33 protein-coding genes, 4 tRNA genes and 1 pseudogene are annotated in these 22824 nt (G+C 40.0%); 30 read left to right on the forward strand and 8 right to left on the reverse strand.

The window, feature by feature from the left end; translation table 11 throughout:
- The 24 genes and pseudogenes from rplV to I2F31_RS09800 all read left to right on the forward strand — a co-directional run bounded on the left by rplV (position 1) and on the right by I2F31_RS09800 (position 11458).
- Positions 1 to 330: a 50S ribosomal protein L22 gene (rplV, locus tag I2F31_RS09685; protein WP_195768984.1), complete on the forward strand. Its 330-nt coding sequence runs from the start codon at positions 1 to 3 to the stop codon at positions 328 to 330.
- 1 nt (position 331) lies between these two features.
- Positions 332 to 1145, forward strand: a pseudogene (rpsC, locus tag I2F31_RS09690) (30S ribosomal protein S3).
- Positions 1085 to 1498, forward strand: a complete 414-nt coding sequence (gene rplP, locus I2F31_RS09695) for a 50S ribosomal protein L16 (RefSeq protein ID WP_195768986.1) — start codon at positions 1085 to 1087, stop codon at positions 1496 to 1498. Before rpsC ends, rplP begins: the two are co-directional and overlap by 61 nt.
- Positions 1498 to 1695, forward strand: a complete 198-nt coding sequence (gene rpmC, locus I2F31_RS09700) for a 50S ribosomal protein L29 (RefSeq protein WP_195768987.1) — start codon at positions 1498 to 1500, stop codon at positions 1693 to 1695. Before rplP ends, rpmC begins: the two co-directional genes overlap by 1 nt.
- The gene (rpsQ, locus tag I2F31_RS09705) at positions 1692 to 1949 is read left to right on the forward strand and encodes a 30S ribosomal protein S17 (protein WP_195768988.1); all 258 of its coding nucleotides are present in this window, start codon (positions 1692 to 1694) and stop codon (positions 1947 to 1949) included. The genes rpmC and rpsQ overlap by 4 nt, the downstream gene beginning before the upstream one ends.
- Before the next feature lie 92 nt (positions 1950 to 2041).
- Positions 2042 to 2410, forward strand: coding sequence for a 50S ribosomal protein L14 (gene rplN / locus I2F31_RS09710; protein ID WP_195768989.1), 369 nt, complete (start codon positions 2042 to 2044; stop codon positions 2408 to 2410).
- 10 nt (positions 2411 to 2420) lie between these two features.
- On the forward strand, positions 2421 to 2741 hold the full coding sequence (rplX, locus tag I2F31_RS09715) for a 50S ribosomal protein L24 (RefSeq protein ID WP_195768990.1): 321 nt from the start codon (positions 2421 to 2423) through the stop codon (positions 2739 to 2741).
- Positions 2742 to 2757: 16 nt separating this feature from the next.
- Positions 2758 to 3294, forward strand: a complete 537-nt coding sequence (gene rplE / locus I2F31_RS09720; RefSeq protein ID WP_195768991.1) for a 50S ribosomal protein L5 — start codon at positions 2758 to 2760, stop codon at positions 3292 to 3294.
- 9 nt (positions 3295 to 3303) lie between these two features.
- Positions 3304 to 3609 (forward strand): 30S ribosomal protein S14, encoded by a 306-nt coding sequence (gene rpsN, locus I2F31_RS09725; protein ID WP_195768992.1) that lies wholly within the window; start codon positions 3304 to 3306, stop codon positions 3607 to 3609.
- A gap of 12 nt (positions 3610 to 3621) precedes the next feature.
- Entirely contained in the window at positions 3622 to 4017 is a 396-nt protein-coding gene (gene rpsH / locus I2F31_RS09730; protein ID WP_195768993.1) for a 30S ribosomal protein S8, read from the forward strand.
- A gap of 13 nt (positions 4018 to 4030) precedes the next feature.
- Positions 4031 to 4564 (forward strand): 50S ribosomal protein L6, encoded by a 534-nt coding sequence (gene rplF, locus I2F31_RS09735; RefSeq protein ID WP_195768994.1) that lies wholly within the window; start codon positions 4031 to 4033, stop codon positions 4562 to 4564.
- Positions 4565 to 4578: 14 nt separating this feature from the next.
- A complete protein-coding gene (gene rplR / locus I2F31_RS09740; RefSeq protein ID WP_195768995.1) occupies positions 4579 to 4929 on the forward strand; it encodes a 50S ribosomal protein L18 in 351 nt (116 codons plus the stop codon).
- Between the two features lie 2 nt (positions 4930 to 4931).
- On the forward strand, positions 4932 to 5429 hold the full coding sequence (gene rpsE / locus I2F31_RS09745; RefSeq protein WP_195768996.1) for a 30S ribosomal protein S5: 498 nt from the start codon (positions 4932 to 4934) through the stop codon (positions 5427 to 5429).
- A gap of 7 nt (positions 5430 to 5436) precedes the next feature.
- Positions 5437 to 5613 carry a 50S ribosomal protein L30 gene (gene rpmD / locus I2F31_RS09750; RefSeq protein WP_092748463.1) on the forward strand — a complete coding sequence of 59 codons (177 nt, stop codon included), beginning with the start codon at positions 5437 to 5439 and terminating at the stop codon, positions 5611 to 5613.
- A 4-nt stretch (positions 5614 to 5617) separates the two neighbouring features.
- A complete protein-coding gene (rplO, locus tag I2F31_RS09755) occupies positions 5618 to 6058 on the forward strand; it encodes a 50S ribosomal protein L15 (protein WP_195768997.1) in 441 nt (146 codons plus the stop codon).
- Positions 6059 to 6102: 44 nt separating this feature from the next.
- Positions 6103 to 7422 carry a preprotein translocase subunit SecY gene (secY, locus tag I2F31_RS09760; RefSeq protein ID WP_195769029.1) on the forward strand — a complete coding sequence of 440 codons (1320 nt, stop codon included), beginning with the start codon at positions 6103 to 6105 and terminating at the stop codon, positions 7420 to 7422.
- Between the two features lie 21 nt (positions 7423 to 7443).
- On the forward strand, positions 7444 to 7560 hold the full coding sequence (gene rpmJ / locus I2F31_RS09765; RefSeq protein WP_017395330.1) for a 50S ribosomal protein L36: 117 nt from the start codon (positions 7444 to 7446) through the stop codon (positions 7558 to 7560).
- Between the two features lie 107 nt (positions 7561 to 7667).
- Positions 7668 to 8024: a 30S ribosomal protein S13 gene (rpsM, locus tag I2F31_RS09770; RefSeq protein ID WP_195768998.1), complete on the forward strand. Its 357-nt coding sequence runs from the start codon at positions 7668 to 7670 to the stop codon at positions 8022 to 8024.
- Between the two features lie 20 nt (positions 8025 to 8044).
- Positions 8045 to 8431 carry a 30S ribosomal protein S11 gene (gene rpsK / locus I2F31_RS09775; RefSeq protein WP_023273382.1) on the forward strand — a complete coding sequence of 129 codons (387 nt, stop codon included), beginning with the start codon at positions 8045 to 8047 and terminating at the stop codon, positions 8429 to 8431.
- A 12-nt stretch (positions 8432 to 8443) separates the two neighbouring features.
- The gene (rpsD, locus tag I2F31_RS09780; protein WP_195768999.1) at positions 8444 to 9067 is read left to right on the forward strand and encodes a 30S ribosomal protein S4; all 624 of its coding nucleotides are present in this window, start codon (positions 8444 to 8446) and stop codon (positions 9065 to 9067) included.
- A 17-nt stretch (positions 9068 to 9084) separates the two neighbouring features.
- On the forward strand, positions 9085 to 10092 hold the full coding sequence (locus I2F31_RS09785) for a DNA-directed RNA polymerase subunit alpha (RefSeq protein WP_195769000.1): 1008 nt from the start codon (positions 9085 to 9087) through the stop codon (positions 10090 to 10092).
- Between the two features lie 18 nt (positions 10093 to 10110).
- Positions 10111 to 10488 carry a 50S ribosomal protein L17 gene (gene rplQ / locus I2F31_RS09790; protein ID WP_195769001.1) on the forward strand — a complete coding sequence of 126 codons (378 nt, stop codon included), beginning with the start codon at positions 10111 to 10113 and terminating at the stop codon, positions 10486 to 10488.
- Between the two features lie 312 nt (positions 10489 to 10800).
- Positions 10801 to 11049 carry an FAD assembly factor SdhE gene (locus tag I2F31_RS09795; RefSeq protein WP_195769002.1) on the forward strand — a complete coding sequence of 83 codons (249 nt, stop codon included), beginning with the start codon at positions 10801 to 10803 and terminating at the stop codon, positions 11047 to 11049.
- Positions 11042 to 11458 (forward strand): hypothetical protein, encoded by a 417-nt coding sequence (locus tag I2F31_RS09800; RefSeq protein WP_195769003.1) that lies wholly within the window; start codon positions 11042 to 11044, stop codon positions 11456 to 11458. The genes I2F31_RS09795 and I2F31_RS09800 overlap by 8 nt, the downstream gene beginning before the upstream one ends.
- On the opposite strand, the gene I2F31_RS09805 is transcribed toward I2F31_RS09800, so the two are convergent.
- The 3 genes from I2F31_RS09805 to rnr all read right to left on the reverse strand — a co-directional run bounded on the left by I2F31_RS09805 (position 11455) and on the right by rnr (position 16336).
- The gene (locus I2F31_RS09805) at positions 11455 to 11658 is read right to left on the reverse strand and encodes a YheV family putative zinc ribbon protein (protein ID WP_195769004.1); all 204 of its coding nucleotides are present in this window, start codon (positions 11656 to 11658) and stop codon (positions 11455 to 11457) included. The genes I2F31_RS09800 and I2F31_RS09805 overlap by 4 nt on opposite strands.
- Positions 11659 to 11687: 29 nt before the next feature.
- Positions 11688 to 13727: a M3 family metallopeptidase gene (locus I2F31_RS09810; RefSeq protein WP_195769005.1), complete on the reverse strand. Its 2040-nt coding sequence runs from the start codon at positions 13725 to 13727 to the stop codon at positions 11688 to 11690.
- Between the two features lie 185 nt (positions 13728 to 13912).
- On the reverse strand, positions 13913 to 16336 hold the full coding sequence (gene rnr, locus I2F31_RS09815) for a ribonuclease R (RefSeq protein WP_195769006.1): 2424 nt from the start codon (positions 16334 to 16336) through the stop codon (positions 13913 to 13915).
- Positions 16337 to 16627: 291 nt separating this feature from the next.
- Between rnr and I2F31_RS09820 the strand changes: the two genes are divergently transcribed.
- From I2F31_RS09820 to I2F31_RS09845, 6 genes are all read left to right on the forward strand, one after another.
- A tRNA-Ser gene (locus I2F31_RS09820) sits at positions 16628 to 16717 on the forward strand.
- An 8-nt stretch (positions 16718 to 16725) separates the two neighbouring features.
- Positions 16726 to 16802 (forward strand) — tRNA-Arg (locus tag I2F31_RS09825).
- A gap of 42 nt (positions 16803 to 16844) precedes the next feature.
- Positions 16845 to 16921, forward strand: a tRNA-Arg gene (locus I2F31_RS09830).
- Between the two features lie 226 nt (positions 16922 to 17147).
- A tRNA-Arg gene (locus I2F31_RS09835) sits at positions 17148 to 17224 on the forward strand.
- Between the two features lie 129 nt (positions 17225 to 17353).
- The gene (locus I2F31_RS09840; RefSeq protein ID WP_195773843.1) at positions 17354 to 17854 is read left to right on the forward strand and encodes a YcxB family protein; all 501 of its coding nucleotides are present in this window, start codon (positions 17354 to 17356) and stop codon (positions 17852 to 17854) included.
- 30 nt (positions 17855 to 17884) lie between these two features.
- Positions 17885 to 18520 (forward strand): fumarylacetoacetate hydrolase family protein, encoded by a 636-nt coding sequence (locus tag I2F31_RS09845; protein WP_195769008.1) that lies wholly within the window; start codon positions 17885 to 17887, stop codon positions 18518 to 18520.
- 41 nt (positions 18521 to 18561) lie between these two features.
- Here the strand turns inward: I2F31_RS09845 and I2F31_RS09850 are convergent, their stop codons facing one another.
- The 5 genes from I2F31_RS09850 to ybeY all read right to left on the reverse strand — a co-directional run bounded on the left by I2F31_RS09850 (position 18562) and on the right by ybeY (position 22800).
- Positions 18562 to 19824, reverse strand: coding sequence for a YhjD/YihY/BrkB family envelope integrity protein (locus tag I2F31_RS09850; protein WP_195769009.1), 1263 nt, complete (start codon positions 19822 to 19824; stop codon positions 18562 to 18564).
- Positions 19825 to 20051: 227 nt separating this feature from the next.
- Complete coding sequence (locus I2F31_RS09855) at positions 20052 to 20624, reverse strand: xanthine phosphoribosyltransferase (protein ID WP_195769010.1); 573 nt, start codon at positions 20622 to 20624, stop codon at positions 20052 to 20054.
- A gap of 98 nt (positions 20625 to 20722) precedes the next feature.
- Positions 20723 to 21418 (reverse strand): DUF3108 domain-containing protein, encoded by a 696-nt coding sequence (locus I2F31_RS09860; protein WP_195769011.1) that lies wholly within the window; start codon positions 21416 to 21418, stop codon positions 20723 to 20725.
- 94 nt (positions 21419 to 21512) lie between these two features.
- Positions 21513 to 22139, reverse strand: a complete 627-nt coding sequence (locus I2F31_RS09865; protein ID WP_195769012.1) for a hypothetical protein — start codon at positions 22137 to 22139, stop codon at positions 21513 to 21515.
- A 163-nt stretch (positions 22140 to 22302) separates the two neighbouring features.
- A complete protein-coding gene (gene ybeY / locus I2F31_RS09870) occupies positions 22303 to 22800 on the reverse strand; it encodes an rRNA maturation RNase YbeY (protein ID WP_195769013.1) in 498 nt (165 codons plus the stop codon).
- Positions 22801 to 22824: the final 24 nt, after the last annotated feature.

Consider the following 22824-nt stretch of genomic DNA (forward strand, 5'->3'; position numbering starts at 1 on the left):
ATGGAAGTTACTGCAAAATTACGCGGTGCCGCTATCTCGGCACAAAAAACACGTTTGGTTGCTGATCAAATTCGTGGTAAATCGGTTGCTCGTGCACTAGATATCTTGAACTTCAGCAATAAAAAAGCTGCTGTTTTAGTGAAAAAAGCACTTGAATCTGCGATTGCAAATGCTGAACACAACAATAATTTAGATGTTGATGACCTTAAAGTTTCAACAATCTATGTTGATGAAGGTGTGAGCTTGAAGCGTATTATGCCACGTGCTAAAGGTCGTGCAGATCGTATTACTAAGCGTACTTGTCACATCACTGTTAAGGTAGGAGTTTGATATGGGTCAGAAGGTTCATCCAATCGGTATCCGCCTAGGTGTTGTGAAACGTCATAACGCTAACTGGTATGCGAGCCCGAAACAATATTCTGAATACTTACTAAAAGATCTTCAAGTTCGTGAGTTTTTAACGAAAAAATTGAAGAGCGCTATGGTAAGCAACATTCTTATTGAACGTCCAACAGGCGCTGCTAAAGTAACAATTAGCACAGCTCGTCCTGGTATCGTTATTGGTAAGAAAGGCGAAGACATTGAGAAATTACAGCGTGAGCTTACTGCTATTATGGGTATGCCTGCACAAGTAAGTATCAATGAAATCGAACGCCCAGACTTAGATGCAAAACTTGTTGCTGAAGCAATTGCTTCTCAGTTGGAAAAGCGTGTGATGTTCCGTCGTGCAATGAAGCGTGCGGTACAAAACTCTATGCGTGCTGGCGCTAAAGGTATCAAAGTTGAGGTTTCTGGTCGTCTAGGTGGCGCAGAGATCGCACGTACTGAGTGGTATCGTGAAGGTCGTGTACCTTTGCATACACTTCGTGCTGATATCGACTATGCATCTGTACGTGCTGAAACAACTTACGGTACGATCGGCGTTAAAGTATGGGTTTTCCGTGGTGAAATTCTAGGTGGCATGAAACAAGTCATGAACCCTGCACCACAAGAAGAACGTCCAGCGAAACGTGGTCGCGGTCGTGAAGGTCAAGAGCGTCGTGGTCGTCGCAATGATCGTTCTGCTGCTAAGGGAGAATAATTCATGTTGCAACCTAAACGTACAAAATTTCGTAAAGTGCAAAAAGGCCGTAACACTGGTCTAGCACATCGCGGTAGTACAGTATCTTTTGGTACAATTGCACTTAAATCAGTTGAACGTGGTCGTATGACTGCGCGTCAAATTGAAGCTGCACGTCGTACTATTAGCCGTCGTGTTAAACGTGGTGGTAAAATCTTCATCCGTGTATTCCCAGACAAGCCAATTACTCAAAAGCCTCTTGAAGTGCGTATGGGTAAAGGTAAGGGTAGTGTGGAGTACTGGGTTTGTGAAATCAAACCAGGTAAGATTCTTTACGAGATGGAAGGTGTAAACGAAGAATTAGCGCGTGAAGCATTTGCTTTAGCTGCTGCTAAACTTCCGTTTAAAACTGCTATCGTGAATCGGACGGTAATGTAATGAAAACTAAAGATCTACGTGAAAAATCGGTAGAAGAGTTGAAAGCTGTACTTGATGAAACTCAGCTTAACCAATTCCGTCTTCGTATGGCTAAGGCAACTGGTCAATTGGGTAAAACGCACGAAGTGCAAGTTGCTCGTAAAACAGTTGCTCGTATTAAGACACTCCTTACCGAAAAAGAGGGGAACGGACAATGAGTGAAAAAACAGTCCGCACGTTGACTGGTAAAGTCGTAAGCGACAAAATGGAAAAATCTATTGTTGTGCTTATTGAACGCCAAGTTCAACACCCGTTGTATGGCAAATCAATCCGCCGTTCAACAAAATTACACGCTCATGATGAGAACAATGTTGCTAAAATTGGCGACACTGTGACCATTAAAGAAAGCCGCCCAGTATCTAAAACTAAAGCTTGGGCTTTAGTGGAAGTTGTTGAAGCAGCTGCTGAGTAATTAGACGTTCTTGTTGCATCATCGGTTAATTTCGAGTACGCTATGCGTCTTTCGAAATTGTGACCGGTGATGCTCGGTTTTGGAGTAGGGCAATGATTCAAACCGAAACGATGCTTGACGTAGCAGACAACAGTGGTGCACGCCGCGTACAGTGTATTAAAGTACTGGGTGGTTCTCACCGTCGTTATGCTTCAGTTGGCGATATTATTAAAGTTACTGTAAAAGAAGCAATCCCACGTGGCCGTGTTAAAAAAGGCGATGTGATGAATGCAGTTGTTGTGCGTACAAAATTTGGTACTCGTCGTCCAGATGGTTCTGTGATCCGTTTTGATGATAATGCTGCAGTTTTGTTGAACACTAACAAAGCACCGATTGCGACTCGTATCTTTGGACCAGTGACTCGTGAACTTCGTACTGAACAGTTTATGAAAATTATTTCATTAGCTCCAGAAGTTCTATAAAGAGGCGACCATGGCTAAAATCAGAAAAGGCGATCAAATTATTGTGATCGCAGGTAAAGAAAAAGGCAAACAAGGTACTGTTTTGTCTGTTTCTAATGACCGTATTAAGGTTGAAGGCCTTAATTTGGTGAAGAAACATCAAAAACCAAACAGAGCAACAGGTGCCGAAGGCGGTATTGTTACTCAAGAAGCTTCGCTTCATATCTCGAATGTGGCAATTTTAAATGCTACAACCCAAAAAGCTGACCGTATTGGTTACCAGTTTGATGAAAACAACACGAAAACTCGTGTTTATAAATCAAATGGTGAATCAGTGGCGGTAGCAAAGTAATAGGTTGAAAAAGGCAATGGCCAGACTTAAAACACGTTACAACGAAGAGCTCAAGGCAAAGTTAAGAGAAGAACTTGGTCTAGCAAATGTAATGCAAATTCCACGCATTACAAAAATTACACTGAACATGGGTGTTGGTGCTGCAGCAGCTGATAAGAAATTATTGGATGGTGCACTTTCTGATATGCAACTTATTGCTGGTCAGAAGCCTGTGCTTACACTTGCTCGTAAATCAATCGCTGGTTTTAAAATCCGTGATGGTTGGCCAATCGGATGTAAAGTTACATTACGTGGCGAGCAAATGTATGAGTTCTTAGACCGTTTGATCTCTATTGCAATCCCTCGTATCCGTGACTTCCGTGGTTTTTCTTCAAAATCATTTGATGGTCGTGGTAACTACTCAATGGGCTTGAAAGAGCAAATCGTTTTCCCTGAAATCGATTTTGATAAGATTGATCGTATTCGTGGTATGGATATTACCATTACTACGACTGCTCGCACCGATGACGAAGGCCGTGCGCTTATGCGTGCATTCGGCTTCCCGTTCAAATAAGAGGTCGATATGGCTAAGAAAGGTATGATTAATCGCGAATTAAAACGCGAAAAAACAGTTGCTAAATTTGCTGCAAAACGTGCTGCTTTAAAAGCAGTAATTGCAAATGTAAATGCAAGCGATGAAGAACGTTTCGAAGCAATGCTTAAATTACAAGCATTGCCACGTAATGCATCTCCAGTACGTTTGCGCAACCGTTGTGGTTTAACAGGTCGTCCTCATGGTTACTTCCGTAAGTTCGGTTTAAGCCGTAACAAATTACGTGATACAGTAATGCAAGGTGATGTACCTGGCGTTGTGAAAGCTAGCTGGTAAGGGGCGACTATAATGAGTATGCAAGATACCGTTGCCGACATGCTAACACGTGTTCGTAACGCACAAATGGCAAAAAAACAAACTGTTTCTATGCCTAGCTCTAATCTAAAAGTTGCTATTGCAAACGTTTTAGAGCAAGAAGGTTATATTTCAAATGTAGATGTTGCTACTGTTGAAGGCAAAGCTACTTTGACTATTACTTTAAAATATTTCGAAGGCAAACCAGTTATTGAAACTGTGAAACGCGTAAGCCGTCCTGGTCTACGTCAATATCGCGGTAAAGATAAACTTCCAAGCGTTAAGCAAGGATTAGGTATTGCAATTGTTTCTACAAGCAAAGGCATCATGACTGATCGCGCAGCACGTGCTGCTGGTATCGGTGGTGAAGTTATTGCTTTTGTTTCTTAATAGGTGATTCCTCATGTCTCGTGTGGCTAAAGCCCCAGTAACTGTGCCAAATGGTGTATCAGTTACTCAGAACGGCCGGCAGGTCGAAGTGAAAGGCACGAAAGGTACATTGTCTTTCAACCTGCATGCGCTGGTCGAGCTAAAACAGGAAGAAGGTAAACTTCAACTTGCTCCAGTTAAAAACTCGCAAGATGCTTGGATGCAAGCCGGAACTGCTCGCGCTGTATTAAATAATCTTGTTAAAGGCGTAAACGAAGGTTTTGAACGTAAACTCCAGCTTATTGGTGTTGGTTACAAAGCTGCCGTAAAAGGAAATGTTGTAAACCTTAACTTAGGTTTCTCACATCCAATTGATTACGTATTACCTGAAGGTGTAACTGCAGAAACTCCAACTGCAACTGAAATTTTGTTGAAATCAGCAAACAAACAGTTGTTAGGTCAAGTGGCTGCAAATATCCGTGCTTATCGTTCTCCTGAGCCGTATAAAGGTAAAGGTGTTCGTTATTCGGATGAAGTTATTCTTCGTAAAGAAGCTAAGAAGAAATAAGGCGCGAGGTTCTTATGAACGAAAAGAAACAATCCCGTTTGCGTCGTGCAAAAAGCACACGCTTGCACATTCGTGCATTGGGTGCGACTCGTTTGTGCGTAAACCGCACGCCGCGTCACATCTACGCTCAAATCATTTCTGCAGATGGTGGCAAAGTATTAGCACAAGCTTCTACTTTAGATGCGTCACTACGTAGCGATGGCACTGGTAATGTTGCAGCAGCAGCTAAAGTGGGTGCATTAATCGCAGAACGAGCTAAAGCAGCTGGTATTGTTAAAGTTGCATTCGACCGTTCTGGTTTTAAATATCATGGTCGTATTAAAGCTTTGGCTGATGCTGCCCGTGAAGCTGGCTTGGAGTTCTAATCATGGCGAAAGTTGAACAAAACGAAGGTCTCGTTGAGAAACTGGTTGCCGTTGATCGTGTAGCCAAGGTTGTAAAAGGTGGTCGTATTTTCTCTTTCACAGCATTGACTGTGGTGGGTGATGGTAACGGTCGTGTTGGTTTTGGTCGTGGTAAAGCACGTGAAGTTCCTGCTGCTATTTCTAAAGCACTTGAAGCTGCACGTCGCAATATGATTACTGTTGACCTAAGCGGAAGCACTTTACAACATCCTGTGAATGGTCGTCATGGTGCAAGCCGTGTATACATGCAGCCTGCTTCAGAAGGTACTGGTGTAATTGCTGGTGGTGCGATGCGTGCTGTCTTAGAAGCGGCAGGTGTGCATAACGTACTTGCTAAATGTTATGGTTCTACAAATGCTGCTAACGTAGTGAACGCAACTTTTAAAGGTTTGCGTGATATGACTTCTCCTGAGAAAGTCGCTGCGAAACGTGGTAAAACTGTAGCAGAAATTCAAGGGTAAATAGATCATGAAAACGATTAAAGTTACCCAGATCAAATCTTCTTCGCACCGTTTGAAAAATCACAAGCTGTGCCTACAAGGTTTAGGTCTGCGTCGCATCGGTCATACTGTAGAAGTGCAAGATACACCTTCTAACCGTGGTATGATCAATAAAGTCTACTATATGGTTAGTGTAGAGGGGTAAAGCTATGACTCTGCGTTTAAATGAACTATCACCTGCAGAAGGTGCAAAGCGTGAACACCGCCGTCTTGGCCGTGGTATCGGTTCTGGTGTAGGTAAGACTGGTGGTCGTGGTGTTAAAGGGCAAAAGTCACGTAAAAGCGGTGGCGTTCGTCCAGGCTTTGAAGGTGGTCAAACAGCAATTTATCGTCGTTTGCCTAAGTTTGGTTTCACAAGTCAGTTGGCATTAAAAACTGCTGAAGTGCGTGTTTCTGAATTAAACAAAGTGGAAGGCGATATTGTTAGCCTTGAAACTTTAAAAGCTGCAAACGTTGTGCGTCGTGACCAAGTACGTGCTCGTATTGTGCTTTCAGGCGAAATAACTCGTGCATTCACTGTTAAAGGTGTTGTATTGACTAAAGGCGCTAAAGCTGCAATTGAAGCTGCTGGCGGTAAAGTCGAGGAGTAATACGAGTGTCTATGTCTCCTAGTTCTTCAAGTCATGTTCACATGATGAAAGGTCAGCCTTTCCACGTAAAATACCGTGAAATTATACGTCGCATGGTGTTTTTAATCTGTGCACTATTGGTATTTAGACTAGGATCGCATATTCCCGTACCAGGCATAAATAATACAGCACTAGAGCATTTATTTAATGCAAATCAAGGAACGATTCTTGGTTTGTTTAATATGTTCTCTGGTGGTGCATTGCAACGTATGTCTATTCTAGCATTGGGAATTATGCCTTACATTTCTGCATCAATTATTGTGCAGTTAATGTCAACAGTAATTCCTTCTCTAGAAGCTTTGAAAAAAGAAGGCGAGCAAGGTAAACGTAAAATTAATCAATATACCCGTCAAGGTACTTTGATTTTAGCAATCGTCCAAGCGACAGGTATGTGTGCAGGGTTAATCTCTCAAGGCATTACTTTAAACTCGGGCTTAGCATTTTATGTACCTGCAGTAACATCTTTGATTGCTGGAACAATGTTTCTAATGTGGTTGGGAGAACAAATTACCGAGCGTGGTATTGGTAATGGTATTTCTATGATCATATTTGCAGGTATTGTGGCAAACTTACCTAATCTAGTTTTACAGTCATTTTCTGCTGTGGAAAATGGCCAAACGAGTGTGATTGGGTTGGTTGTGCTTGCTGTACTTGCACTTGCTGTTCTAGTTGCTATTGTGTTTATTGAAAAAGCACAACGTAGAATTACTGTAAATTATGCACAAAAACAACAAGGTCGCCGAATATTTACTGCGCAACAAACACATTTACCATTGAAAATTAATATGGCAGGTGTGATACCAGCGATTTTTGCAAGTTCACTTTTATTGTTTCCAGCAAGTCTTGGACAATGGGTGGGTAGTACAGATCCTAATGCTGGCTTTATTAAGCGTAGTTTACAAGATTTAGCACTTGTGTTGTCGCCTGGACATACATTGTACTTGGTACTTTTCGCTGCGCTAATTATCTTCTTCTGTTATTTCTATACGGCACTTGTATTTAGTCCTAAAGAGGTTTCAGAGAATTTAAAACGTAGTGGTGCTTATGTGCCTGGTATACGCCCAGGAGAGCAAACAGCTCGTTACTTAGATCATATTCTCAATCGTTTGACGTTTATTGGTGCAATATATATTACCTTTATTTGTCTAATGCCAATGATACTACAAAGTACATTTAGCATGACGATGAATGTCGGTGGTACATCATTGTTAATTGTTGTTGTTGTGGTTATGGACTTTATGGCCCAGCTACAATCACATTTAACATCACACCAGTATGACAATCAGACATTGATGAAAAAAACGACAGCTCATCCTAAGGGATAAGCACACTTATAGGTTTTCATCATGAAAGTACAAGCTTCTGTAAAGAAAATTTGTGGTAGCTGTAAAGTTATCCGTCGTAATGGGGTTATCCGCGTGATTTGTAACGCAGAACCTCGTCATAAACAGCGTCAAGGTTAATAAAATAACTTAGACTGTTGATTTCAGTAGGTGAATTGAGTTAATATCCGCTCCTTAAGAATTTAATGGGTGGTCTGTTAACTCAACTGCCTTTTTGGAGAAAGTGAATGGCTCGTATTGCCGGTGTAAACATTCCGGATAACAAGCATGCTGTTATCTCCCTCACTTACATTTTTGGTGTAGGTCGTCACACTGCAGAAACTATTCTTGCAGCTGCTGGCATTGGCTTCACTACTAAAGTTCGTGAGTTGGATGATGCTCAGCTTGATGCGATTCGTGCAGAAGTTGCTAAGGTTCCAACCGAAGGTGACTTACGTCGCGAAATTTCCATGAACATTAAACGTTTAATGGATTTAGGTTGCTATCGTGGCCTTCGTCATCGTCGTAGCTTGCCTGTCCGCGGTCAACGCACAAAAACTAACGCACGTACCCGTAAAGGTCCGCGCAAACCGATTAAAAAGTAAGATTTTCTGGAAGCTAAAAGATGGCTAAAGATACTCGCACACGCAAGAAGGTCACTCGTACCGTCTCTGAAGGTGTTGCACACATTCACGCTTCTTTTAATAACACCATTGTAACGATTACCGATCGTCAAGGTAATGCATTGGCTTGGGCTACCTCTGGTGGACAAGGCTTCCGTGGTTCACGTAAATCAACTCCGTTTGCTGCTCAGGTAGCTGCTGAAGTTGCTGGTAAAGCAGCTTTAGATTACGGTTTGAAAAACTTGGAAGTCCTTGTAAAAGGTCCTGGTCCAGGTCGTGAGTCCGCGGTTCGTGCATTAGGAGCAGTGGGTTATAAGATTAGCAGCATTACCGATGTGACTCCAATTCCTCACAACGGTTGTCGTCCACCTAAAAAACGTCGCGTCTAAGGAGAATCATTCATGGCTCGTTATATTGGTCCAAAATGCAAACTCTCTCGTCGTGAAGGGACAGACCTGCAACTTAAATCTGGCGTTAAACCATTTGACGTCAAAACTAAAAAACATGCTAAAGCACCTGGTCAACATGGCCAGTCACGTGCAAAGCAATCAGAGTACTCACTACAATTACGTGAAAAACAAAAAGTACGTCGTATGTACGGTGTTTTAGAGCGTCAGTTTAGTAATTACTATAAAGAAGCTGCTCGTGTTAAAGGCGCAACAGGTGAAAACTTATTAAAGTTACTTGAAAGCCGTCTTGATAACGTTGTTTATCGCATGGGCTTTGGTTCTACACGTGCAGAAGCGCGTCAATTAGTAAGTCACCGTTCTATTACTTTAAATGGTCGTCGTGTAAACATTGCGTCTATTCAAGTAAAATCAGGTGATGTAATTGCCGTTCATGAAGGTGCTAAGCAACAACTACGTATTAAAAGCGCAGTTGAGCTAGCGACTCAACGTGGTATTCCAACTTGGGTTGAAGTTGATCACTCTAAGTTTGAAGGCACGTTTAAAGCTGCACCAGATCGTTCTGATCTACCTGCTGAAATCAATGAAAGCTTGATTGTAGAATTGTATTCTAAATAATCCTTGAGGTAGCAATAATGACGCGTACTGCAAACGAGTTCCTTACTCCGCAAGCGATCAAGGTCGAAGCGGCAAGCGGGACCTCGGCAAAAGTGATTCTTGAACCATTAGAGCGTGGCTTTGGTCATACTCTTGGTAATGCTTTACGTCGCATCCTATTGTCTTCTTTGCCTGGCGCTGCTGTGGTAGAAGTTGAAATAGAAGGCGTCGAGCACGAGTACAGTACTTTAGAAGGCTTGCAGCAGGACATCGTCGAGCTCTTGCTGAACCTTAAAGGATTGTCGATTAAGCTGTTCGATCAAAATGAAGCATATTTAACATTAGAAAAACAAGGTCCTGGCGATGTTACAGCTGCAGATCTTCGTTTACCTCATAATGTTGAATTGGTTAACCCTGAGCATGTGATCGGTACTTTAAGTGCATCTGGTTCATTAAAAATGCGCCTTAAAGTATGTCAAGGTCGTGGCTATGAAACATCGGACTCACGTTTTCCTGAAGGCGAAACTCGCCCAGTTGGACGTTTACAGTTAGATGCAAGTTATAGCCCAATCAAGCGTATTTCTTACACTGTAGAAAATGCACGTGTAGAACAACGTACAGACCTTGATAAGTTGATCATTGATCTTGAAACAAATGGTACTGTTGATCCTGAAGAAGCGATTCGTAAGGCAGCAACAATTTTGCAACAACAAATCGCAATATTTGTTGACTTGCAGAAAGATCAAACACCAGTTGCTCAAGAGCCTCGCGAAGAAGTTGATCCAATCTTGCTTCGTCCAGTAGATGATCTAGAGCTTACTGTTCGTTCTGCGAATTGTTTAAAAGCAGAAAATATTTATTACATTGGTGATCTTGTTCAGCGTACTGAAGTTGAGTTATTAAAAACTCCAAACTTAGGTAAAAAATCGTTGACTGAGATTAAAGATGTGTTGGCATCGAAAGGTTTACAACTAGGTATGCGTCTAGAGAACTGGCCACCAGCTAGTCTTCGTATGGACGACCGTTTTGCCTATCGTAGCCGTTAATTAAGTAGGACTATCACCATGCGTCATCGTAATAGTGGTGTGAAATTAGGCCGTACAAGCAGCCACCGTAAGGCGTTGTTTCAAAATTTAGCAAATGCTCTTGTAGAGCACGAGCTAATTAAAACGACTTTACCTAAGGCGAAAGAGCTTCGTCGTGTTGCTGAGCCTTTAATCACTTTAGCTAAAAACGATACAGTAGCAAACCGTCGTATTGCGTTTGCTCGTACTCGTAATGCAGCAACTGTTGGTAAATTATTTACTGTTCTAGGCCCTCGCTACAAAGAGCGTAACGGCGGCTATCTACGCGTGCTTAAAGCAGGCTTCCGTGCTGGAGATGCAGCACCGATGGCTTACGTTGAGCTTGTAGATCGTGAAGTAAATACTTCAGCAGAGTAATTGCTCAAGTAATAATAAAAAAGGTCAGATTTTCTGGCCTTTTTTATTGTCTGTATTTGAAAGCAATGTATTAATGAATTCAATAAGCCATTCTTTAGGTTTATTTTTTACCTATATTTATATCCATTCAAGCCATATTTATTTCACTGTATTTTAAGTATTGTGTATTTAATCTAGAGCCACGTATTACATTTTCTTTTGCAGAGCATGAGGTCATGATCTAAAGAGAATAAAATATTTTTATATTAATATTGACTGATAATTTTGGTATTTTGATTCTTATTGATGACTAAATAAAAGATGGAATGAACAATGATGACTTTAGAGCAAAGAAAAACGATTTATAGAGCAAGAAGAGGCTTAAAAGAATTAGATATTTATTTTGATCCTTATGCAAAACAGCATTATTTAAATGCATCCAAAGAAGAGCAACAACTATTTGAGCAGTTAATTGAGTATGAAGACCCAGATTTGCTTGATTGGTTTTTGAGTGAAGAGAAAGCACCATCGTCTAACTTAACAGCATTAATTAGAAAAATAAAAATGTATCTACATGAGTGATTTATATTTTTCAGTCATCCAAAGCCGTTTAAAGTATAGGGTGCAAGCTATATGGTTTATCTTGATTGTAATATTTATATATCAATCAGTTGCACTTAAATATACTGTTTTATCTGCCTGTTTTTTAATGCTCATTTTATATATGTTTCTAAGAGAAGAGCGAAAACTTTCTTCATTTGCATTACTAGATCAAAATATATGGACATTTGAGTACACAGATAGCGTGGTGACAAAAGAGGTATGTTTGATTTTAGACCATCAGCTATATTTTGCTTTTTGTTTTAGTGGAGTAAAGCGCTGGTCTACTCAAATTATTTGGCGAGACCAACTGACACCCCAAGATTATAAAAAAATGAAAGTCCTAGCACGCTTATACAGCCAATCATTAAATTCAAAAGATCATAACTAACGTCTTGGTCTAAATTGAATAACGCCAATCTCATCTACTTTATTTAATGCTGGTGAAGAGATATGTTGTGGACGCATATCACGATAATCACATGCAATACATTCTATATGCTCTTCACCAAGTGAATCGGTGAGCATAATAATACGATCTAAAGCCTGACACTTGGGGCAAATTGCACCCGCAATAAATCTTTTTTTCATAAAATTATACTCACTATATATTGTTTAATTTATGCAGATGCAGTGGTTTCAGTCCAACCCTGATGTCTTAACAGCGCATCTATTTTTGGTTCGCGACCTCTAAATTGTATAAAGGCATCGAGTGCATCATTTTTACCACCCACAGCTAAAATCGCTGATCTAAATGCTTGGCCAGTGGTTTGATTAAATAAACCTTCTTGCTCAAAACGTTCAAATGCATCGCTTGCCAATACTTCAGCCCACTTGTAAGAGTAGTAACCAGCTGCATATCCGCCTGCAAAAATATGATTGAAGCTATGTTGAAAGCGGTTATAGCTTACAGTAGGCAGTACTGAAATTTTAGCACGTAGCTCATTAAGTATTTGCTGTACTTCTTGGGCATTTAAGGCTTTATCTTGCATATGAATACTGAGGTCGAATAAGGCAAACTCAATTTGACGTAGGGTTTGCATGCCTGATTGGAAAAATCGAGCATTGAGTAATGCATCAAGTAGATTTTGTGGCAGTGTTTCTTTCGTACTGATATGTCCAGTAAGCTGATCAAGAGATGATTTATCCCATGTCCAAAATTCCATAAATTGACTTGGGAGTTCTACAGCATCCCATGCCACACCATTGACTCCAGCAACACAAATATTGTCTACTTCAGTGAGCATATGGTGTAAGCCATGTCCAAACTCATGGAATAAAGTAGTGACTTCATCATGTGTGATGAGTGCAGGTTGATCTGCAACAGGTGGCGTGAAGTTACATACCATATAGCAAATCGGTTTTTGTAAACCATTTGAAGTTTGCATTCTAGAGCGTGCACCATTCATCCATGCGCCACCTCGTTTGCCTTGACGTGCATATAAATCGAAGTAAAAACCTGCAATGACTTGGCCTTGATCTTCAATTTCAAAATATTGTACGTCTTTATGCCATACAGGTGCTTTACGCTCTATGATCTCTACTTTGTATAATTGTTTAATAATACTAAATAAACCTTGAAGAACCTTTGGTGCAGGGAAGTAAGGTTTTAGTTCTTCTTGCGATAGGTTAAATAGTTGTTGTTTAAGTTTTTCTGAATAATAAGTTGCATCCCAAGGTTGAATTTGGGTAATTCCATCTTTTGCTGCAATATTTTTGAGAGCTTCAATTTCTTCTGATGCAGGTTTTTTTGCATGTTCTGCAAGGTCAAGCAAGAACTCATGGACGGTTTTTGCATCGGGTGCCATTTTTTCTGCAATTGAAAATTCTGCAAAGTTTTTAAAACCTAATAACTCCGATTTTTCTTGGCGAAGTTGTAAAATTTCTTCAATGATTGCAGTGTTATCTAATGCAGGGTCTGAACCTTGGTCCGAGGCTTTAGTGCAGTATGCTTTATACAGAGCTTCTCTCAATGCACGGTCTTCAGCATAAGTTAAGATGGCAATATATGATGGAAACTCAAGCGTTGCTACAGCTTGTTCTAATTGGTGTTGTTGACCATATTGTTTTAGTAGCTCTACAGCACTGTCTGGCAAACCTTTAAGTTCTGCATCTGTGAGTGGTTTTACATAAGCTTGTGTTGCATCAAGCACGTGGTTAGAGAAATTAGAAGAGAGTTGTGACAGGCGAGCTGAGATGTCAGCAAAACGCTTTTTCTTTTCGCCTTCAAGTGCTACACCTGAGCGCTTGAAGTTATCTAGTGACAAGCGAATAGCACTTTGTTGTGCTTCAGAAAGCTGTTTAAAGGCCTCACTATCATGCAATGTTTGGTAGGTTTGATATAAGACCGTGTGTTGCCCAATTTGGGTTAAAAATTGGCTCAGTTGAGGTAGTACGGCTTGATATGCTTCACGTGTTTCTGCATTACTCATCACGCTATTAAGATGTGAGAGCACCCCCCATGTTCCATCAATTTGGTTAGATAATTCATCTAAGTTATTGATGGTATCCATTTGTGCTTCAATAGTATTGGGCACAGTCTTAAGCTCATCTAAAAAAGATTGCCCTTTTAAAATAATGTCTTCTACGTTTTGCTTGAGCTGAGCAATGGTAATATTTGAAAAGTCGGATACTGGCAGAGTTGCCGAAGTAAGTGCCATAATATAATTGCCTAATTGGGTTTATGCTTATAGGTTTAGGTGTTTATTCAGGCAAAATCAAGGGTTATTTACGTTTTGTTAAATATATTGTAGTGGTTGGTTGTGCTTTATACACAAGAGATTTATCTATACAAATAGACCAAGCCAAACATGGACTTGGCTTGGTCTTTAGGTGGTGTGAGTACTTAGTCTTGCTTCACTTTTGCATTAGACTTTTTCTTTTTTTTCGCCTTTTTTATTTTTTCTTTGCTTCTGGTTTTTTTCTGGTCGTCACCTGCTTTATAGCCTCCTGATTTTTTAGAGCTACGTTTTTTCTTTTTCGTAGGCTCTGTCGCTTTTTCTTCGCGTACAGGATTAGATTTGTTAAGTTTCTTTGCAACAGGTGCAAAACCATCTTCGCTTAATGCAGGTTTTTGTGTACGTGGCGCACGCTCACGGACAGCACGCCCTGCATGTGTGATTTGCTTCATAAGCTCAAAATCAATTTTACGTTCTTCTAAGTTTACGCCAGCCACTTGAATTTTAACTTCATCACCTAAGCCAAAGATTTGCCCGCGATTTTGTCCAATTAATGTTTGACTTGATGCATCGTAAACAAAAAAGTCATCACCGAGTTGGCTGATATGAATCATGCCGTCAACATATAGGTCTTTAAGGGTAATAAATAAGCCAAATTCGGTAACCGTGGTAATGTGGCCAATGAACTCATCACCTAGATGTTGTTGCATATAGTGGCATTTTAGCCAAGAGGTTACACTGCGTGATGCTTCATCTGCACGGCGTTCAGTTTGTGAAAAATGTTCACCTGCATCATCGAGTGCTTGGCCTGAAATAGGTGATGGTTTTTGGCTTAACTTGGCTTTAATGGCACGGTGTAACAGTAAGTCAGGGTAACGTCGAATAGGTGAGGTGAAATGGGTATATGCATCGTATGCTAAACCAAAGTGCCCTGCATTCTTAGCGCCATAGTAAGCTTGCATCATTGAGCGTAGTAGCACTGCGTGAATGGTTTGCGCATCTACACGGTCTTTCGTAGCTTCAATAATCGCTTGGTAGTCTGCTTGAGTGGGTTGTTCAGGGAAGTGAAAACCAAGAAGCTTTACAAAGTCACGTACTTTTTGAGTGCGAGAAAACTCAGGTGGCTCATGCACACGGTATAGCATATCTACATCATTGGCCAGTGCATACTCAGCGGCTGCTACGTTAGCCAGCAACATACATTCTTCAATGAGTTTATGTGCTTCATTACGAGATCTAGGCAAGATTTCTTTAATGCCACCTAACTCATCAAAGGTCATATAGGTTTCTGTAGTTTCAAACTCCATGGCATGGCGTTGGCTACGTAAGTTTTTTAAGACCTGATACAGTTGGAATAAGGTGTTGAGTGACTTATGAATGCTTTTGTCTTCTGGAATGGCTTTCGTTTCACCGTCAAAAAACTGCCCCACTTGGGTATATGTTAAGCGGGCTTTAGAGTGCATGACACTTGGGTAGAATTTGTATCCTGTAACACGGCCTAAACGTGACAAAGTTAAATCACAAACCATACATAGACGGTCTACATGTGGGTTGAGTGAACACAGTCCATTAGACAGTGCTTCAGGAAGCATAGGAAGCACATAGTGAGGAAAGTAAACCGATGTACCACGTTCTTGTGCTTCATCATCTAACGGCTTACCTAAACGTACATAGTGGCTGACATCGGCAATTGCGACCACCACACGGTAACCACCACCTGGGCGTTTTTCGGCATAGACCGCATCGTCAAAATCTCGTGCATCTTCACCATCAATAGTGACCAATGGTAAATCTCTTAAATCAATACGATTGGCACGGTCTTTCGCAGTTGGTTCTTTAAAGCGTTCAGCTTCAGCGATCACTTCTTCTGGAAACTCATATGGCAAACCAAACTCGAGAATTGTTTGCGGAATAATAATTTCTGTGTCGGCTTTATCGGCCATAGATTGCACAATATGACCTGTGGCAAAGGTGTCACGGGTAGGGTAGTCATCTATGGCAATACGTACCGAGTCACCGAGTTTTATCTGTGCGTGTGCAACCAATTCTTTTTCAAGCGTAATCGGTTGGTGTTGGTTTGGCATGGCAGGCTGAATAAAGTATTCGCCTTCATGCTCGCACAGTTTACCAATCAGTTGTTTAACACGGTGTTGTTTAATGTCTTCAATATGACCCCATGTTTTTCCTTTACGGTCTACAGATGTTTTGCGTACAGCAATTCTGTCGCCGTTGAATGCTAATCTCAGTTCACGCTCAGCAAGCTGTAAGTTTTCTTCACCATCAATTTGGGCAATGCCAAAACCTTTACTATTAATATAAACAGTCGCGTCTTGTGTCGGTTCAGGTGCGAGTATAAAAAATTTAATGCCTTCTTTGCCCAGTTGACCATCTCGAATCATGGCATTTAAGCGATGCCCTAGGGCTTCAATACTTTTTTGGTCTTGTATTTGAAAATGGTCAACCAATTCTGCATGTGAAAGTGCAGTGTCGGCTTGTTGAATAGTATCTGAAATAAGCGTACGACTTGGAATGGGGTTGTCGTAGCGTTCTGATTCGGATTTTGCTTCGGGGTCTACCCAGTTTTTATCCATGTTGTAACTTCTTATATGTACATAAATGATGGTCTTACTTTAGCATAAGTCATAGATTGGCACACGGAACATCATTTATAGATGCATTTATTTCCGCCGTTGTGTGTGTTAGATGAATAAATACGGTATTGAGCCAAATGGATGGATGACTTTAAGAAATATAATTGTGTATAAAAAGAACAAATTAGCTTAAATTGTTTAAAAATTAATTAATCAATGCATTATTTTACAAATAATTGAGTTCATCGCTTGCGTAAGGGGCATGAAGTTTGTATTATGGCGTCTCGTTACGGTGAGATGGGTGAGTGGCTGAAACCACATCCCTGCTAAGGATGCATACGGGTAACTGTATCGAGGGTTCGAATCCCTCTCTCACCGCCACGATTAATGCGCTCATAGCTCAGCTGGATAGAGCACTTGGCTACGAACTAAGGGGTCGGGAGTTCGAATCTCTCTGAGCGCACCAAATCGAATACAAGTAACGACACATGCCGAAATGGCAACTGATGCGCTCATAGCTCAGCTGGATAGAGCACTTGGCTACGAACTAAGGGGTCGGGAGTTCGAATCTCTCTGAGCGCACCACATTAAAATTACCGCTAATTTAGCGGTTTTTTTATGCCTGCAATTTGTGGAATGAGTGGAGGTTTGACCATTAAGGTTAGCTTTGCTTGTAAAGTGGGCAATCTAATGGTTGCTATTGGTGAGCCTATTGGATATTGCATAAATAAACAACATCTGTGCTTTAATTTATAAAAAAGGCTATACAATCGCTTAAAACTGCGTATAATGCGCAACATCGAAAAATGATGCGCTCATAGCTCAGCTGGATAGAGCACTTGGCTACGAACTAAGGGGTCGGGAGTTCGAATCTCTCTGAGCGCACCACATTAAAATTACCGCTAATTTAGCGGTTTTTTTATGCCTAAATTTTATAGATTGATTTAATCAAGCCATACTAAAAAAAATAACTTTATGCTCTAATGAGTCATATTTTTTTCTATCGAAATGTTGATTATGTCTGAAGCAAAAGTTGCCCTTTCTATTCGTTATGTATTGAATCTCGAAGAATCTCAAGATGGTTTTAAGCATATTACGCTTGGTAAAAAACAGGTGACTCAATTTATTACCCCACTCATTAGTATCGGTTTAATTATTTGGGGTTTTTATTTGGGGGTAACGGGTTTAGGCTGCGACTATGTGATTTTAGGTGCAATCTTTTTGTTGGTACAGTCAGCAGTACGTTACTTATTATTACCGCAAATTTTTAAGCGTCAATTTGTCAAATATCAATTGGGTAAAAATGAGCAGACTCTATCATTATCTCAAAATACCTTTCAAGTGATGAGCCAAACCCATGAGCGAATGTATGCTTACTCAGAAGTAAAGCGTTTTGTTGAAGGGCGTTTAACCTATGTGATTGAGTTAAAAACACGTGTGGTGATTATTGTACCGAAACGTGCGTTAACAGAGCCACAGCAAAAAACACTTTTGGAAAATACATTTAAACGTGTTTAATAGAAAGACCTTTTTACAAGCCATAAAATAATGAACATTAGACCTTCAAAAATTGTGTGTATTGGCCGTAGCTATGCAGCACATGCTAAAGAACTCGGTAATGCGATTCCAACAAGACCTGTGTTATTTATTAAGCCACCAAGTACTTTGGCTACGCTCGAGCAAGGGGTTGTTTGGAACCGTAACTTAGGAAGCTGTCACTATGAATGTGAATTGACGTTACGAGTAGATCGCTCACTCACGAATGTGACAGACCCTAAACAAGCACTTGCTGCTGTGGGTGCAGTGACGCTTGGTCTAGACTTAACACTTAGAGACTTACAAAGTGAGTTGAAGGGCAAAGGTGAGCCATGGGAGCGTTCAAAAGCATTTGATGGCGCTTGTGTACTTGCTGATTGGGTAGATGTATCTGAGGTAGATTTAACTTGTACTCAATATGAGTTAAGTATTAATGGTGAAGTACGTCAACAAGGCAATACAGCACTTTTATTACACTCTATTGCAGATATGCTATGCGATATGAGTCAAGCATTTACGCTTGAAGCAGGAGATGTCGTTATGACGGGAACGCCTGCGGGTGTGGGTGCTTTATCGAGTAACGATGTACTGACCATGACTTTGTTTACACAGTCTAAAGAGATTGTTTGGCAAACCAAAGTGCTTTAACGAGACGACATGCCATAGGTGATATGGCATGTCTGTATTGACTATTTATTTTCAGGGTAGGGTTGATCTTCAAATAAGCTAGATAACGGTACAGACAGTTGCTCTGCTAAATAGTTATTTGAGCTGATGAGAAGTGGTCCAATTCGCTTCATCCACTCATCATCAGGGTGAATGTGGCCAATATCTTGGTTGCTGGGTAATGCAAAAGGCATTTCGTTATAAAACTTCCAAAAATCGACATGCATTAAATTCCGCACTAAAACATACTCATCTTGGCTCGTGCGTTTAATGAGTTGTTGTTGTTCTAGCAGTTCTATGTAGGCAGGCCAGCGTCCAACTTCACCGCGTCCTAAAATTTTAAGCCCCTCTTTCTCGGTCACGGTTTCACCAACGGTTTGCTTTTTATAAAACAGTTCCAAAATGTCTAACATCATCACCATTGGGTGGCGTTTTTGTATTTTACCTGAGCTAAAAGAGGTAATAGCAAAACTCACTTCAACCCCAAGTAATACAATATTCCAAGACAGGAAAATCCATAACAGGAAAATAGGCACTGCGGCAAATGCACCATAAACCAGTTCATAGCTGGTAAAATTTGACATGATATAGCCAAAAAAGGCTTTTAGAAGCTGAAAAATACTACCACTAAAAAGCCCTGCAATAAGTGCAGATTTGAGTGGAATGGTTCTGTTTGGAATGGTCCAATAAATAAAGAAAAAACCAATGACTGTAAGACCATAAGAAATAATGGCTAAAAAGAACGTACTGTCTATTTCGTAGCCTGTAAAATTATTATTGAGTATATTGAGAGAAGCAACAGCAGAAGAAATGGCAAAGGCGCTACCGAGTAAAATTGGCCCAAGTGAAATAATGGTCCAATAACGCATAAAGCCCATGATACCACTGCGTTTGTCTTTAATTCTCCAAATGCGATTAAATACATCTTCAATGCTATTGAGCATCATCACCGACGTCACAAATAAAAATAGCACCCCAATCACGGTAAGATTACTTGATTTATCGGCAAAAGAGCTAAGGGTTTTATCAAATGCAATCGAACTTTTTGGCAGAAAATTGCTGTAAATCAGTTGTTGTAATTGCTGGCGTGCAGGTTCTAGTGCTTTGATTGAAGAGATAATCACTAAAAACACCGTTAGCATTGGTACAACCGCAAACAGTGTGGTGTAGGTTAAAGAGGCGGCTTTATCTCTGCAACGATCAGATTCAAAACGTGAAATCACAAACATGAGAAATTGAAACCATGTTTTGTCGTAAAAGGGGAGCTTTTTTAAATATTGAAGCATTGATGGGGTGCCTCGTCTTTTTGATTGGTGTATTGATTCAACATGAAAATGTAGATTTCATCTGTTGATTGGCGTGGTTGTAATATCTAAGCCACGATGAAAATATATTATTGTCTGTATTATAGTCAAAATAAGCAGAAAAAAGTAAGCCAGTAGATGGTATATCCCAATGCGCTAAAATAGGCCATACAGTGATTAAGCGGGTATGGCCTATTTTAGTGAGCGATTTATTTTACAAAAGTGACTTTTTCATTATCAAGTGAAGCAATGCGTGCTAAAGATTCAACACGGTAGCCTTTATCTAAAAGTAAGTCGCGCCCTGTTTGGAATGATTTTTCAATCACAATACCAATACCAACCACTTCTGCATTGGCTTGGTGAATAAGGTCTGCGAGTCCTAAAGCTGCTTGGCCATTGGCTAAGAAGTCATCAATAACAAGGACTTTATCTGTTGAATGTATATGTTTGTTAGAGATAGCGATGGTGCTTTCAGTTTGTTTGGTAAATGAATACACTTTGGCACGGTATAAGTCATCTTTTAGGGTTAATGATTGATACTTACGTGCAAAGATCACTTGTACGCCTAACTCTAAACCTGCCATCACTGCTGGTGCAATACCTGAAGCTTCAATGGTAATAATTTTGGTGATGCCTGCGTCTTTAAAGCGTGCTGCAAACTCTTGGCCAATTTGCTGCATCAGTACAGGATCAATTTGGTGGTTTAAAAATGCATCAACTTTTAAAACATTGTTTGATAGAACGATACCTTCGTTTAAGATTTTCTGTTCTAGTGCATGCACGATGAAAGACCTCTAATGTGGGAGTGCTATGAAAGCGGATATGTATTTTAAAAAGCAGGCTAAAAATTGCAAGTTTAAAGTCGCAAAAAGTGGCAATTTTATGGGTTTTTATAACTGATTAGTGAAATTCCATAGGAGTTGCCATCATCGTTGTGTGCGACCTTCACAGGTAAGTAGCCAAATTGTGGTGCTAACCAAAACATGGTGTTGCGTTCAGGCTTATTATATTCAAGTTTAAATTTAACTGTATTGAGTGTGCCGTAAGGGGTTTGTATGGTTTCTTCGCCTAAGTTGACAAACTTACGTGCATCTACACCTTTGGCATCTGTAATGTAATAGGCAGGTTTGAGCTTTTTATTTAAAATATCTTCACGAATTTGAATTTCAGCGTTCAGTTCATCAAGTGGATTATTTTCTAATTTAAAGCGACGTTTAGTGTCATTTTTTTGCGTATAAATAGTATTGTTGGCATGGTTAAAATCTATGCGTAATTTATCAGAGATGCCAATGTATTTGGTGGTACGGTTAAAACTGTTTGAAATGAGCTGACCATTTTTAATATTAAACTGACTGCTTTCAGATGCAGAGGCAATAAACCCAGCCTTAGCTGAAAAGTTATAGTTCCATGTGCCATTACTGAGTTGGCTTAAACTACGTGTTGCCGTACTAATATTTTTTCCATTGTATGAGAACTGATAGGTTGCCTCAAATGGGGTAATTGCAAAAGCAGATACAGAGACGAGTACGCAACTGCTGACAGCCAAGCGAAGAATGGTATGTTTGAAATTTATCATATCATTGATCAATCAATACTTTGTTATGACTATGATTTCACAGTTTGAACACTTTTTTATAGTAAATCTGTATGCAGGTTGCCAGATTTAGCGTTTATTGTACACCTTGTGGTTCAGCAACTTTGTTCATAATGGCAGCAAGGTTAACATTGCCTTTTAATACAAGCTCAGTTTCACGCAGTACAGCATGGTTTACTCGAACTTTATTGAGTGTATCTAAAATAGACTGATTTTTACCGAGCCATTTATTAAGGTCTAAGTGTAATAGCTCATCTTTGACGGTAAGCACATTAAAGTGTTGTAAAATTTTGCCTAAAGGGTCTTTTTTTAACACTTTTTGATAGAAAAAGAGTGCAGTTTGTATACCCCATTGCTGTAATTTATTTTTATAAGTTGCATCTAAAATTTGCGTTTGGCTAATTTGCTCAAAGACGATCAATTGGGTTGTTTTGTTGAGCTCCATTTGTAAGAGCTTTAGGTCTACAAAAAGCGTGGTATGTAAGCCTTGAACATCAATGGTGGCATATAAACGTAGCCAGTCATCATGGAGGTCGGCATGTAAATCTTTAAGTAGCCCAACATTGTCGGTGACAAACTTTTTTAACGTTGCATTTAGAAATACTTGTGACACTGCAAATTCACGCTGTTCTTCAATAAACCCGCCAGCTTTTTGATATACGCGTTGTATATAATGAGAGAGGTTGTTTATAAGCGATTGCATAAATCTTTCCAATAAATGGCGATGTTTTTTGACATTGCTTTGAATTAGACCAAAAAATGACGCGTTAATCTATGTTTTTTGCTTTGATTACCTGCAAAAGAGTGATTTTTGAGATAATCAATGCATGAATCTAGGCCAATATACTGTAATGATTGTATTTCGTTCAGTCTAGATGTTGATGTGATGGGTCTTGATAAGGGTTATCGATCTGAAGCTTTTGTAAAATTTCAATTTCAAGCTGTTCCATTTCTTCCGCATCTGCTTCGCTAATTTCATGGTCATAGCCAAGTAGGTGCAAAACGCCGTGCACAAGCATGTGGGTAAAATGGTTGATTGCAGTTTTCTGTTGAGCTTCGGCTTCTTGTAAGACGACAGGAATACAAATGACTAAATCACCAAGAGGCATGCAGTCAAGTTGCTCTATGATCTCTTCTGGAATTTCACTTGGAAAAGACAATACATTGGTGGGTTTGTCTTTTTGTCGATATTGAAAATTGAGTTCATGACTTTCATCTAAGTCCACACAGGCAATGCCCATTTCACAATCTTGTTTTAGATTGAGATGACGTAAGGTCGTTTCAATGACTTTTTTGATATAAATCCGTTTTAGCACCAATTCAGGTGCTAAAACGTGTTGTTGGAGTGAGAGATCAAGCTTCAATGATAATCCTTAATGAAGTAATTG

This window comes from Acinetobacter rathckeae (genome assembly GCF_015627125.1).
Taxonomy (GTDB): Bacteria; Pseudomonadota; Gammaproteobacteria; order Pseudomonadales; family Moraxellaceae; genus Acinetobacter; species Acinetobacter rathckeae.